Source organism: Nostoc sp. (assembly GCF_036917455.1).
Classification (GTDB): domain Bacteria; phylum Cyanobacteriota; class Cyanobacteriia; order Cyanobacteriales; family Nostocaceae; genus Nostoc.
The window spans coordinates 1-14763 of the sequence record NZ_JBALDK010000052.1 but is presented as its reverse complement, the minus strand read 5'-3'; the positions used below and the strand labels follow the sequence as shown (position 1 = coordinate 14763).

At 39.2% G+C, this 14763-nt stretch carries 10 protein-coding genes; 6 read left to right on the top strand and 4 right to left on the bottom strand.

What is annotated here, in order from left to right; translation table 11 throughout:
- Nucleotides 1–246: 246 nt before the first annotated feature.
- The 6 genes from V7K42_RS05910 (at nt 247) to V7K42_RS05885 (ending at nt 8695) form a co-directional block, all read left to right on the top strand.
- Entirely contained in the window at nt 247–2148 is a 1902-nt protein-coding gene (locus V7K42_RS05910) for an alkaline phosphatase family protein (RefSeq protein WP_334914407.1), read from the top strand.
- An 89-nt stretch (nt 2149–2237) separates the two neighbouring features.
- Complete coding sequence (locus V7K42_RS05905; protein ID WP_334914405.1) at nt 2238–3203, top strand: hypothetical protein; 966 nt, start codon at nt 2238–2240, stop codon at nt 3201–3203.
- 407 nt (nt 3204–3610) lie between these two features.
- Nucleotides 3611–4252 carry a hypothetical protein gene (locus tag V7K42_RS05900; RefSeq protein WP_322642691.1) on the top strand — a complete coding sequence of 214 codons (642 nt, stop codon included), beginning with the start codon at nt 3611–3613 and terminating at the stop codon, nt 4250–4252.
- A 10-nt stretch (nt 4253–4262) separates the two neighbouring features.
- Entirely contained in the window at nt 4263–5069 is an 807-nt protein-coding gene (locus V7K42_RS05895; RefSeq protein ID WP_334914402.1) for a pentapeptide repeat-containing protein, read from the top strand.
- 714 nt (nt 5070–5783) lie between these two features.
- Nucleotides 5784–7127: a calcium-binding protein gene (locus V7K42_RS05890; RefSeq protein ID WP_334914400.1), complete on the top strand. Its 1344-nt coding sequence runs from the start codon at nt 5784–5786 to the stop codon at nt 7125–7127.
- 119 nt (nt 7128–7246) lie between these two features.
- On the top strand, nt 7247–8695 hold the full coding sequence (locus tag V7K42_RS05885) for a PQQ-dependent sugar dehydrogenase (protein WP_334914398.1): 1449 nt from the start codon (nt 7247–7249) through the stop codon (nt 8693–8695).
- Here the strand turns inward: V7K42_RS05885 and V7K42_RS05880 are convergent.
- From V7K42_RS05880 to V7K42_RS05865, 4 genes are all read right to left on the bottom strand, one after another.
- Complete coding sequence (locus V7K42_RS05880; protein WP_334914396.1) at nt 8689–8811, bottom strand: aldo/keto reductase; 123 nt, start codon at nt 8809–8811, stop codon at nt 8689–8691. The genes V7K42_RS05885 and V7K42_RS05880 overlap by 7 nt on opposite strands.
- 404 nt (nt 8812–9215) lie before the next feature.
- Entirely contained in the window at nt 9216–10283 is a 1068-nt protein-coding gene (gene namA, locus V7K42_RS05875) for an NADPH dehydrogenase NamA (protein WP_334914395.1), read from the bottom strand.
- Between the two features lie 262 nt (nt 10284–10545).
- Entirely contained in the window at nt 10546–10743 is a 198-nt protein-coding gene (locus V7K42_RS05870) for a hypothetical protein (RefSeq protein ID WP_334914393.1), read from the bottom strand.
- Between the two features lie 1435 nt (nt 10744–12178).
- Nucleotides 12179–14425 carry a dynamin family protein gene (locus tag V7K42_RS05865; RefSeq protein ID WP_334914391.1) on the bottom strand — a complete coding sequence of 749 codons (2247 nt, stop codon included), beginning with the start codon at nt 14423–14425 and terminating at the stop codon, nt 12179–12181.
- Nucleotides 14426–14763: the final 338 nt, after the last annotated feature.

The window sequence follows — 14763 nt, the reverse complement described above, 5'->3', positions numbered from 1 at the left end:
TCCCGATCTTCAACGAGGGTCTGACCAGTTTTTTTTCCACAATTCTCTGAAAGCCTCTTGACAAAAGATTTACTGCCTTAACTTGTCACCAATGCATCTCGATTAAGCCTGCGCTTGAGCAGAGGAGCAGGGGAGCGGGGGAGCAGGGGAGAGTTCAAATACCAAGTTATTTTCCCTCTGCCCATCCTTATATATTCTGGTATAAAAAAATTGGTATTCCAGTTAACACGCAATAAAGCTTGATGCATGGTTCAATTAGATACTAAAGCCCCAAAAGCCGGAAATATCTATATTTGGAGATGTGGTCGGATGGTTTTACCTAAGATATATAAGACTTTTATGATAATAGCTACTGTTACACTCGTAACAGTATTGGCAGTTTCAGGGTTTGCTAAAACAAAACCTCAACACAATATAATAATTTTTATTACAGATGGATTGCGACCTAGTAAAGTTAATGCTCAAGAAACTCCTAATCTTCATGAGATTCGCCAACAGGGTGTAAGCTTTGTCAATAGCCATTCGCTGTTTCCTACTTTTACCACCGCTAATGCTTCTGCGATCGCAACTGGACATTATCTCGGTGATACTGGTGATTTCAGCAATACAATTAATGTGGGCTTTCCTGTCAATAGTGCGAGTAATAGCCCCGTTCCTTTCTTAGAGAATAATGCTGTTCTGGGGGAAATTAGCCAACACTTTGATGGCAATTATTTAAACGAAGAAAGTCTATTAGATGCCGCGCGTGAAGCTGGGTTTAATACCGCCGCCGTTGGAAAGATTGGACCGGTATTAATTCAAGATATTACTCAACGAAGTGGTAAGTCTACAATCATAATTGATGATGCCACAGGTTCTCAAACGGGAATTCCTTTGAGTTCCGAAATAGCTGAACTGTTAACAAAAAATGGCATTGACTTAAAATCTCCGACACGAGGAGATAACGGCAAATCTGGAAGCAGTACAGTACCAGGGACTAAAATCGCTAATATAGTTCAACAACAATACTTTGCCGATATAACCACAAAAGTGCTATTACCTCTATTCAAACAACGGCAAAAACCTTTTGCTTTAATTTATTGGTCACGCGATCCAGATGGAACTCAGCATAACCAAGGTGATAGTTTAAACACTCTGACTCCAGGGATTAATGGCCCCACATCACTTGCCGCCCGTCAAAATGTCGATAACAATCTCGGTCAAATCCGTGCTGTTCTTAAAAAGCTAAATTTAGAAGATTCCACAGATATTTTTGTGACAGCCGATCATGGTTTTTCTACCATCAGCAAAGAGAGCAAAACCAGCTATTCAAAGACACTTGATTATCCAGATGTTGTGAAAGGATTTTTGCCACCTGGTTTTCTAGCTATTGATATTGCTCATGGTTTAGGATTGCCTTTATTCGATCCAGATAAACAAAATGTTGCAGTCGATCCAACTCAGGGTCAGTTTTCTAAAAACGGTTTGATTGGTAAAGATCCGAATAAACCTGATGTGTTAGTGGCTGCCAATGGTGGTTCAGATTTGATTTATTTACCTAATAGTCAAAATAACAAAGCACTTGCTAAAAAAGTTGTAGATATCCTCTTAAAAGAAGATTATGTTAGTGGTTTATTTGTAAATGATACATTAGGTTCGATTCCAGGGACTTTACCCTTGAGTGCGATCGCGCTTAAGGGTAAATCTCATCTTCCTAGCCCTGCGATCGCAGTAAACTTTCGGACATTTGATACTGGCTGTGGCGATCCAACAGCTTGCGGTGTGGAAGTTGCAGACTCTGCTTTGCAGCAAGGACAGGGAATGCATGGTTCTTTTAGTCGTGCTGATACTTACAATTATATGGCTGCGATCGGCCCTGACTTTAAGAAAGCTTTTGTAGACCGAGTACCAGTGAGTAATGCTGATGTGGCTATTACCTTGGCTAATATTTTAAATTTGAAGACTCCTCATCAAGGAAAACTTATAGGTCGTGTCTTAGATGAATCTTTGGTCAGAGGAGCTAAAAAAGTTTCTTTTAAATCTAATACTTTGACATCCCAACCAAGTACTAATGGATTAAGAACAATCTTGAAGTATCAAACTGTTGGCTCAACTAGATATTTTGACGTTGCTGGTTTTCCTGGTCGGACACTCGGTTTAGCAAAATAGTACGCCATTGCTATATTTAAATCTTTGAAACTCTCAAGATTATTTCATTCCTATAAACTAAAAAAATGTAGCAATAAACTAAATTTTTGATGAGTAGATATTCCAATTACACTTACTGTATCCGTTCAGATAACCTAGACTTAATAGAACAGGCTTTAACCCACATTCTTGAGCAAGAAGACTCTCATCGTATTCCTTTGCCTCCCCTGTCTCTAGATGGTATCGAGCTATCCATAGAAGAAATTGAAACCGACGTTAAAAAACTGCGTCGTTATAATTCTAAGCTAAGTAACGAACTATGGGCGTTTGGAGTGTTTGTTGGTGCGCTTGAATGGACAATTATAAAAACTTTTCCTGATGAACTGCTATGCCATCGAGCAAAAGATGCCGAACGACCCCGACTATCAGAATTAGCAATACACCTTGGCACTGATGCTTTTTATATAGGTTACGGCGAAGAAGGTAGTATTTTTATGGAAACGGATGCCAAAGGTGGCATTTTCATCTCTGGCTCAGTTAATGAAGAACACTCAGAAGAAGGTAAATTTTTTGAGGAGCAGATTAACCTAGTAGATCGTATCCAATCACTAGAGCAAAAAGCGCCTCAACGCTTCTTCCTGTTAAACGTCCCAGAACAGATACAAACAGCAGAGCAAGAACTCAAAGAGGAGGAAGATAAAAGGTTTGAGGAGTGGCAAGAGCAGTTTTTAGATGATTATACTAAACGTTATTTTTGTCTAATGACATCCGATAAGTTGGAAAAGTGGAAGGTAAGGTTTAGGCAGAACAGAAATCAGTTATTTAACAAAAAAGGAGGAAAGCAATTATTTCGAGCTTGGTCTAATGCATATACATGGCAGGATTTTAGCGATATGCCTAGTGGTTTTTTAATCACATTTGAAAGAGCCATAGGACGATTATTAGGTGGTACAAATTCTTACTGGCATTTAGGAAGAGAACCTTTAGTTTACCGTGCCTACACCCAGCAAAAACAGCTAGAAACTGATGGGGCAAGGCTATTGTACTTTCGACCTGCAAGTTACGCAGTTAATTAGCGAATAGCCTTTTATTTCCTTGTTTATAGCTAAACCACTTCTTGTCTACTTTGTCAATATGCAAATCCTAACACTGTCAGTTTGATTGGCAGGATTTTGAAGATATTGGTACAAGCCCAGTGAACTTTTTCCGCTTCAGTTTAGCTAAAAACTTTTTTGTCACATCACCTTTATCAGTAAATCAAGACCAGTTAGGCATTGTCGCCAGCAATTTGTGCGTAATAAAGCTTGTACAATTATCAAGGCGGTTTTTACTGCCAGAATACTTCTCAGGTGTAAAATTTATCGACAGCAAAATTTTTATACTTTGTATTTTTCCATCCTTCACTTGTGGCAAAAATGACCCAAGTTAGGCACTCGTATATTGCAATAGATAACTTTTACCCTTATGACTGGAGAGCAAAATCTTGGGAATAGAACTACGCAGTTTCGTATTTCTCGACAGCCTGCAACCTCAACATGCAGCATATATGGGAACAGTAGCCCAAGGCTTCTTACCATTACCAGGGGATACATCACTGTGGATTGAAATCTCTCCTGGTATCGAAATTAATAAAATTACGGATGTAGCCCTGAAAGCGGCCTCTGTCCGTCCGGGAGTACAGGTAGTTGAACGACTCTACGGACTATTGGAAGTTCATTCTAGCTCCCAAGGCGAAACACGGGCTGCTGGTCAAGCCATTTTAGCAACATTAGGAGTCCGAAAAGAGGAATGTCTCAAGCCGCGTGTTGTTTCTAGCCAAATTATCCGCAACATCGATGCTTACCAAACACAACTTATTAATCGCACGCGACGGGGACAGCTACTACTAGCAGGACAAACGCTGTATGTATTAGAAGTGGAACCTGCTGCTTATGCTGCACTCGCTGCAAACGAAGCTGAGAAAGCCGCATCGATTAACATCCTTGAGGTTCAAGCTGTAGGAAGTTTTGGACGGCTTTACTTAGGTGGACATGAGCGAGATATTCTAGCAGGTGCGGCGGGAGCGTTATCGGCCATCGAAAGTGTAGCTGGTCGGGCAAATCCTCTAGGTGGTCGTCAGGAGTAAAGGAGAGAAAATGGCAAATCGAGAGCATCTAGCTTTACTAAAAGCAGGTGCAGTTACATGGATTGAGTGGAGAAAGAGAAATCCTCAGATTGAACCAGACCTCAGCGCCGCAAATCTGCAAGGGGATAACTTCAGAGGCGCAAACCTCCAAGGGGTAAATCTGAGAAAGGTAGATTTGGGTAATGCTTTACTCGTGCGAGCAAACCTCAGTGGTGCTGACCTCAGTAGTGCCAACCTCTCCCAAGCCTTGCTCGTTGAAGCTAACTTGAGTGATGCTAACTTCACTGTTGCTAACTTGAGTGGTGCTATACTTACGCAGGCAGATTTGAGTCATGCTAATTTGATTGGAGCCGACTTGAGTGAGGCAAATCTAAGAGGCGCTGCGATCGCTCATGCTAATCTAATTGGAACTGACTTCAGAGGCGCTAACTTAAGAGATGCCGATTTAGGTGCAGCGAAGCTAATCCGGGCTAATCTCTCTTTTGCCAACCTAATTGAAGCTAACTTGATTGAGGCTGACCTCAGCGAAGCAACTTTATATGAGGTGGAAATATTGGGGGCTTATCTTTATAAAACCGACTTATACAAAGCTAATTTGAATAAGGCTCGCTTCAGTGGTGCTTACCTGCTGCGGGCAAACCTAAGTGAGGCTGATTTGAGTCAAGCTGATTTAAGCTGGACTAACCTTAGAGGCGCGAATTTGGCAGGGGCAAATCTCAGAGCAGCTAATCTCAGAGGAGCCGACATTCGGGGAGCTAATCTTAGCGGTGCAAATCTTCAGGAGGCAATTATGCCTAACGCTTCAAGGCATAATTAGTTAACAATAAAGAGCAATTGATGTTTAAATTCATTTTCTGAAGTTTAAACTAATTCGCAGTGCAAAATCACCCAGCACTGCTGAATTAATTAGCTTCATTTTAGCACCATCCTCTTTGGGGCATTCCTTGGCAGAATAAGCTTCAGTCGTTAAAGGAAATATATAAAATTTATATAAAGCTAAAGTTTTTTTATGCTCAAAAATGCTTTGGATAATTTATCAATTTAACTTATATATTCTAAAATAAATTTCTTTAATATAAAATTATTTTTTTTACATAAAAAATTTCACATTGAAACCTAACTTAACGAGAATAGCGGATTAATCGGGAAAATTTTGCTATTCCTAACTAGAAATACAGCATTTTTGAAAATAGACTTAATTAAAATTTATAAAATCTTAACTTAGTATTAAAAATTAAAAATCTTCTATTTTTAAGATTTTGTAAAGAAGTTGACGCAACCTTTTGTTCGTGGTACTTAAGTAATTAAGTTGAAGTTAAAAAAATAATTAAAACAAATAAACTTGAACTCAATTACCTATCATTTTCAAAATCAAATAACCAAATCAATAATTTGATATTTTTTAATGAATATTGGTATTAATTAGGTTAATAAAGGTATCTGTATTTAAATTTACAGTTTTAAGTAATCCACATTTAACTTATAAAGAGTTCTTTGACTGAGCATTAGTGAGAAATTTAGGAAAAATAATATGGCAGTTATTTTCGGCACTACGGCTCCTGACACAAGAAATGGGACTTCAGGAGATGACACGATATATGGTTGGGCTAATGGTGGTAATGCCAATAGTTTGTCTGGTAACGATACCCTAAATGGTGCAGATGGTAATGATAATCTGTTTGGCGGGACAGGAAACGACAGTTTAATTGGTGGACTTGGCAATGACACACTTGATGGTGGCTTGGGTATTGACAGCTTGAATGGGGGAGTAGGTAACGACACTTATCTTGTTGACAGTGGTGCTGACACCATTACCGAAGCTGTTAATTCAGGGACAGATATCGTCCAGTCTACTGTCACCTACATACTGAGTGTCAATTTAGAAAACCTGATCCTGACTGGAACTAGCGCCATCAACGGTACAGGTAACAGTCTTAACAACATACTTTTTGGTAACACTACTAACAACACTCTCAATGGGAGAGCAGGCAATGACACCTTAGATGGTAATTTGGGCAATGATACCCTCATTGGTGAAGATGGCAATGATAGTCTACAAGGCGGGCCCGGCAATGACAGCCTCAATGGAGGGTCTGGAGACGACATCCTCATCGGTGTTTTTCCTGCTAGTGTACTCTCACCTGGATTAGGGGAGACTGATATCTTAACTGGCGGGATTGGGCTAGATAGATTTATCCTGGGAGACGCTAAAAATGTCTTCTACGACGACAAAAGCACTACCAATGCTGGTTTTAGCGACTTGGCAACTATTACTGACTTCAACCCTAGTGAAGATCGAATCGAACTCAAAGGTTCACCAAAAGACTACCGCTTGCAATCTACTGGAGGGAACACACAAATATTATTAGATAAACCAGGAGCAGAGCCAGATGAGATTATAGGTCTTATCCAGGGGAAAGTGAACCTTAGACTTGATAGTAACGATTTCCTTTTCTATGAACGGGAAAATGCTGGACAAGCTACAAACAATACACTAGCTAATGCTGAAGGATTGGGTTCTTTATCATCAGGCTCAGACGTTAAACTTTCGGGTGAGTTAGTAACAGTTCAACCAGGGGACAATCCTGATTTCGACTTTTTTACATTTTCTCTAGTAAATCCCAAAACTGTCACCATCAGTGCGGTAACAACCGATGATACAGTTATCGGACTGTTTAACAATGCTGGGATTCTACTGCAAAGTGACGACGATAGTGGCCCCGACTTTGGATCGTTCATAACCGCTTCACTGGGGACTGGAACGTACTCAATTTCAGTGAGCAAATATGCTTTTTTCCCTCAAGATGGTGGAACTTTCACTGGCTCTAGTGACAGCAATTCTGCTCCTTATACACTAGAAGTAAGTTTGGTATAAGAAAGTTGTTAACTTCAGGGATTACTAACATTAGGAGGCTATTAAAAATACTTTTACTGCTAGCTAAAGGAAGATTAAGTTTAAAAACAAAATCATCTGACTATTTTATGAACAAAATAATGAATAGCACTAAATTATCCAAGCAAGATAAACGCAGATTCATCGGTAATTTATCTCTAAAAAGGTACTTTATCGCTGCCAAAGCGCTGTTATTTACAATACTCATATTAAATTATGGCGCTAATGCAGTAAATGCTGCACCTCAATCCCTACGTGCTGATATTAAGATTCGCCTTATTCTGAATACATTATCAGACTCTCCTTCTGTTCGGATTGCAAAAGATCCACGAAACAATACCCTCTATTACCTCAAACGAAATGGTGAGATTTATCGAGTCAATTTAGGCTCCTCTACTAATACACTTGTATACAACTCTAGTAATCATAATATTGGTGAAACTCAAGGTTTTGCTATTGGCCCTAACGGTACAATTTACTTGGTTGGCAATGCAGACCTTGTGAATAACCAAACTAAAGCAATTATTGTTAAAGGCGAAATTCAGTCGGGTACACAACAGCGTATCTGGTCTATTTTAGCTAAGAGTGCAGGATATCCCAAAAGCAAAACAGCTTACGATCATCGCTTCAACGGCGTGGTTGTTAGCCCAGATGGTAGCTTTATCTATGTGAATAGCGGTTCTCGTACCGATCACGGTGAAGTTCAGTCTTCTGATGGGTTGTATCCCAATACTCGCGAAGTAGGATTAACTGCCTGTATACTCCGACTTCCTAGTAATGGCAAAAATCTCTTCCTTGCAAACAATCGAGCAACCTTAAAGACAGCTGGCTATATTTTTGCAGAAGGAATACGTAATACTTTCGATATGGCATTTGCACCCAATGGGGATTTATTTGGTACAGAGAATGGTCCCGATCGCGATATGTCAGAAGAATTAAATTGGCTACGTCTAGGTGGTAACTACGGCTTTCCCTGGCGCATTGGCGGGACAGACAATCCACAACAATTTCCCAATTATAATCCTGCTAATGACCGATTGTTAGACCCTCGATTTAACGCAGTTCAAAAGGGCTACTTTCGTAACGATCCAACCTTTCCTATTCGACCTAATGTAACCTTAATTGAACCAATTCCTAATCTTGGGCCGGACGCAGACAGTTACCGCGATCCAGTAGATGGCAAAGTCAAAGATGCCAGTGTTCTTGGACAAAGTTTTAGCAGTTTTACAGCACACCGTTCTCCTTTGGGCTTAGTTTTTGATACACAAGGAGTAATGAGTCCAGAATTCAATAGAGATGGATTCATGTTGAGTTGGACACCAGGCGACTCCACTGGCGAAACAGTAGCAGGCCCTTTTAAAGATCCTAGCCAAGACCTACTGCATTTAAACTTAACTAAAGTAGGAACTACCAACTATAAATTTAACGCTACGCGTATTGTCAAAGATTTTAGTAATCCCATTGATAGTGAGATTATCGGCAATAAAATTTATGTTCTGGAATATGGTGGAAATGAAGGAATTTGGGAAGTAACTATGCCAACTCAATAAAACATTAGTACTCGATCTCTTTTGGCAAAATCCTTAAGCGCCCGTCTTAGAATTTCTTCACTGGCACATAAAGAATAAACGTCGGCGGTGTCAAAAAAGTTTATCCCCAATTCCAAAGCTAGTTTATTGAAGAAGAATTCAGAAGTCAGAATGGGCTAAACCTTAGCTATCCGCTAACAGGAGCGCAGACGTTTCCTGTGAACTCCGGTCAGAATCAAGACGCTCTCTACAAGACGCTCTTGCTAGCTTGCTTAAGAGCAGGGGTACGCGGAATCGCTCTAAGCGAATCTATGCCGTAGACTTTACGCTGCGCTATCCGCTTTTTCGGTCAGAATACCCAACTGAATTCTGACTCCTGACTCCTGAATTCTGTTTCGATAAATGGGTGACTCTTTTCTTCTAGTACCGATTCTCGCAATTTACGAGAACCATCGGTCATAGTACCCAAAGTATATTGAGCAAATTTGAATATGCAAATTAGATGTGTTTTAGCTTAGATGCTCAATTAAGGACAGGGATATCATAGCCAAGCTCGGTCATATTGAACAGGCCAGAGTTTATCGTGTCCCAACTGTTTGGCTGCCAGATGCGGCCAGTAAGGATTGCGGAGTAGTTCGCGTCCCAACAGCACTATATCAGCTACTTCTGTGCGAATAATCTCATCAGCCTGTTCAGGGGTTGTAATTAAGCCTACAGCTCCTGTATGGATATTGGCTTCGCGACGGATGCGTTCGGCAAACTGAGTCTGATAACCAGGTTTAACTGGTATATTGATGCCCGGTATAATGCCCCCTGATGAATTATCGATGAGATCAACTCCTAAAGACTTAAGTTTGTCACTTAAAGCGATACTTTGTTCAATGTCCCAACCCTTATCTACCCAATCGGTGGCAGAAATACGTACCCAAAGTGAATGCGTCTCGGGCCAAACCTTTCGGACTGCTTGAACAACTTCTCTGAGTAAACGAGTTCGGTTTTCAAAGCTGCCACCATAATCATCTTGCCGTTGGTTAGAAAGAGGTGAGAGAAACTGATGGAGTAGATAACCGTGGGCAGCATGGATTTCAACTACCTTGAAACCAGCTTGTAGAGAACGTTTAGTAGCTTGGACAAAGGCATCAATAACTTCCTGAATTCCCTCAATACTTAGGGCTTCTGGAACTGGGCTATCTTTGCTAAAAGCGATCGCACTACTCGAAACCAAAGGTCGCCAACCTTCTTGAGATTCATCCAGCACTTTCCCTCCCTTACTAGGTTTGGCAGTGCTGGCTTTTCTGCCTGCATGAGCGAGTTGAATACCTGCAACAGCTCCAAAGTTATGAATCAATGCCACACTTTTGGCTAAAGTTTCGATGTGTTCATCCGACCAGATTCCCAAATCTTGAGGGCTAATGCGTCCGCGAGGTTCTACGGCTGCTGCTTCTGTTAGCACTATACCTGCACCGCCAACTGCGCGAGAAGCTAGATGAATAACGTGCCAATCATTAGCATATCCATTTGTGCTGGAATATTGACACATAGGTGAAACGGCGATGCGGTTACGAAAAGTAACTTCACGAATCTTTAATGGTTCAAATAGATGTGCCATTGGTATTGATTCCTTTTCTTGCTTAGTGAAAAATAGGGGTGTAAGGGTGGTGAGTCACTCTCTAATTCAATATAATTGTTCTGAAAATCATGACTGGTTTTGCCCCTACCTTTCACACCTCGATAAATCAAATTGCTCTGAAACTAGGATTAGCTTTTCTCTCTACACCCCAACATCCTTATTTTCAGACATTAAACGGCTGTAGATTTTCTCGGACTTATACTGACATAAATGATAAACGCCACAGCCAATAAAAATAATCCTATAGCTGACTAGAGTCCCGCTCGAAATTTGGATGAATAGGCTGATTCTCAAGCTCTTGGCTCTGCAATTCCCAGATATCACATTTTACTTCTTCTTTATCCACTAATAACTGTAGATGATCTGGGAATTTAGGTTTTTGCGAAATTGTCCAAATTTCTCCATATAAACATTCTCTTTCAATTTGTCCCGAAAACATAACTTTCCTCTCCATAAACGTCAAAGCTTAAGTTTAGTAACTCCTAATTTAGGAAAGACGAAGTAACAAAATATTCGTTCTTCATTCTTTCATCTGATTTAAAATACACCTACTATTCCTCCCTGATATTAGTTATTAATAAAATCTCTCACCTGTAGATCGTTAAGTAGCTTGTTTAGTTTCTGAATATTAGGTTCATTTTTTTAACCCTCTAATGAGACTAATGCCAAGGTATACTTTTTCTCCTTAACTGTTTTTTATCCTATAGATTGCAGTGTTATTGCTGCTATAACAACAGTTTTAGCCGAATAAACAATGAATTATACATCATTAACATCTCGAATTATTTAGGATCATTCATTGATTTAAGGCTTTTCGAGAAAAGATCAAGTGTGCTTAATAAAACTAGATTTAATGGCACTAAATTAATTCTGAGTTTCTTGATAGCATTAATTATGAAAGGTCAATGTTGAAAAAATTGGTATCGATTACTTTATCTCTTAAAGCTATATTCGGTCGTACTTGGTCATTAGAAGTAATAATTATTACTTATATTTGGTCTTCAGGTGCTAGTTGAGTATTTACAAACTTCAAAATATCTTCAGATATGATTTTCGGGACAAAAAACTTCAGTTACGCTTTCAAAATGCACCTTGAAGACGAATAAGACCCTCCCCAGTCTTTTTTGAATTGGTACTCCCAATGCTTTTGGACTACGGCTGCTTCTACTGTCTAAGTTTCTAGCCGATCGAGTTGTTGATTTCTGGGATTCTAATCATGTGTTCTGCAATCAAGGTTGTAGTAAACCCACATTGTTCAGCCAACTGGATCGGATACTTAGCTTGTGAGTAACTGACATCACGAAGTTTAAGAGGGTGGTTCATTATGGCGCAGTTGCCGTAAACCCTTAACATGGCTCAGACATAGCTTTCAATAACCCTTGTAATAGACGCTAAAAGTTTACTTGGTACTATATTTTGAGTTTATTGGCTAACCTATGATAATTTACTAAAAATCTTCGGTTAATTAATCTAGTTACCGTAGTATACATTTATGAGATTTGCATGGATTGTGCTAAAAAACAAGAGGTCATTAAAATTTATTGATATTACTCCTTAAGAGAGTTCAGTCTGTGGCGAAAACTTTCTCAAAAAAAGACAAGTATAATTTTTGTCTTCAATGGTTAAAACAATAGATTCTGCGTCGAAAGTGTTAGATGAGTCCCCACGCGATATTACATCTACATTACAAAGTGTGACAAACTGGTTGGGAGAACTACGTATAATTTATACTAATTTCTTAAAAACCAGGCACTTATTGCCTTTGAGTTATCTTTAGGTAAACTGTTCGCCTTATCAACAGTTTACGCCTTGACAAACAAAAAGTTTCAGCTGCCCTTAATCTAACTTTTTAAAGAAGCTCGGTATATTGTCGTTTATTTATCAGTCAAAATTGTGTAAGCATCATTAACTAAGTGCATTTTCTCTTGTGCTTGTTTTAGTAGTTGCGGCTGATTCACAAACAAATCTGGATGCCATTTTTTTACTAAAGTTCGATAAGCCTGCTTTACCTCAGCCTGAGAAGCATAAGCTTGCAATCCTAAAATGCCGTAGGCGCGAGTAATCTTATCTTTTTCCGTCTGGCTTTTGGGTTGAGTGGGTGCTTTGTTACTTTGAGTTGTATTTTGCTGTTTGCTAGTTTGAGAACCAGGCGATGTCTCACGACAAGCCTCAAGGCTACGCATATCTGCTTTCATCCGCGCTATTTCCTCATTGAGTTCCCAATCACGAAATTTCGCCTCCACCTCTTCTGAACGCTGAGACGGAGAAGCTTTTGGCGATGGCGGTGGAGAAACTGATTCTACCCTTCTACCACTAGTCTTAACAGTATTTTCCTGTTGTTGCTTAATAACAGGATCTTTTTCGGGGGAAATTCTAACTCTCTCTGGCTGTGGCGAATATTTTTTATTAGTATTCGTGTATTTTGGTATTTCTTTATAAGGTTGATGATTTGAGAGGAGTTTGACTTTTTCTAACTCTTGTAGCAAATGATTAAAACCATTTTGTAATTGCTGCAAACTTTCGCGTTTATTAGTAACTTCTACTGGCTCTTGACTGAATTCAAAGCAAATTACTTTTTCGGCTTGCCGTTCATATTCAGCCAAAATTGATAACCCTTGACTGCTGAAACTAAAAAAATAATCTTCAATTGCAGTTATACAAAGTTTAGCAACTTCCTGATGATAAGATTCCTTGGCTAATTGTTCGTCTTGTTTTTGGATATTCTTGTTTAACAGATAAGAAATACTTCCCACGACAGCAGCACCTACCGGGCCGCCTAATAACCAACCAATACCACCACCAACAGCGATAGAACCAGGTTCACTCAAATCATCAGTATTGTTTGGCTTTGGGGGTAATATTACTTGTGGTTCGCGAAGAAAGGGAATTAATAAATCTTGCGGTCGTTCTTCTTGGAAAAACTCGTAAGCTTGATAAAGCCATTTTGCCGCAGATAATTGTAATTGATTTAGGTCTCTTTTAAGAGTATTTATTTGCCAATCTTTAAATTTATTTTCTGCTAATGCAACTGCCGCATCAGCTTGATATTTTGTGAGTAGTTTGGGTAATGCTAGCCAATCGCGTAATTCTCCGATGCTAGTAATGAAACCTTTATAAATTAAATTGGCTGCTTTTTGTTTAATTTCAATTTTACTATTTTGTTTCTCGTCAAAAGATTTTATTTCAAGAGCAATCGGGTTAATTTTAGCTTTTAATGAGAGTTGGATTTGAGAAGCGATCGCTTGCACTCTTGGCAAACGCACATTACCACGATTTGGTTGCAAAATTCCCACAATATTTTGCAAAGCTGTTTCAAAAGCCGCCAACCCGCTACTATTAGCAGCAGCAACATCGCCTTTTAATCTGGCTCTTAAGGCAGGTAAAGCATCAACACGATATAAATTACTAAAGCCTGGAGGTAATTCGGCTCGAAAGCTTTCTGCAACAAATAGCAGGCGATTTTGAACTTGTTTTTGCTCGTCAGGTTCTAGCAAGTTAAGAAAATTGGCAACAAATATAACTGTTTTAATACCGCGATCTAATAGCCAATCTCGTAAGTTTTCCCGCTCACCTAAAGTCATTAATTTCCGTGCATCTAATAATTGGATAACTAAATCTGCACTTAAAAGTTGTTCTCTGACTAAATTATCTTGTTCATCTCTATCATTTGTTCCCGGTAAATCGAGAAATTCTACACCAGTTTCTAAGAAGGAATGCGGACAAAAAACTTCTACAGATGCTACATCTTTTCGCATTTGCCTATTGCCATCAAGAATTGCAAATTGTTGTAGAATTTCTGTGCCACTGCGATAGATTTCTGTACCATCTACCAATAGGATGCGAGTCCGTACATCAGAACCATACTTGACAGTAATCGATGCGCCTGTGGTAGGGATTAAATCAATTGGTAAGGTGCGATTTCCTAGCATGGCATTCAGTAACGTAGACTTGCCATGATTAAAGGGGCCAAATACCGCAATGCGAAAACTAGGATTAACTAGATGATTGCAAATGGTAATTATATCTTGATGTAATTGTGATTTGCGTTCTAAATTCAGCAAACCAGATGCAGATTTGAGAGAATCTGCTAAATCCTTATAACCTTCATACTGTCGTTGCATAGTTTTTTGTTCTCAGCTTCTAGCTAGTCATGCATATCGTTTTATATTTATGCTAGGCATAATTAAACATACAATAAAATTTTAGTTCAGAGTGAGCAATTTATCATTTATAGGAAAGTTTAGCTTTAATAAACTTATGACACCATTGTTTTTTGTTAGGTTGTGTCAAAGTTCCTTTTTTTATTTCTTTATTTATTTGTGTACTTTGCGCCCTTCGTGGTTCGTTAAAATAATTTAATTTTGCAATAGACATCTCCGAAAACGTTCAAAGCCTTTATGGGGCTAGACTATAGCCCCTAAACGCAATCATTCTAAATTAGCTAGTCTGTACGAAAAAA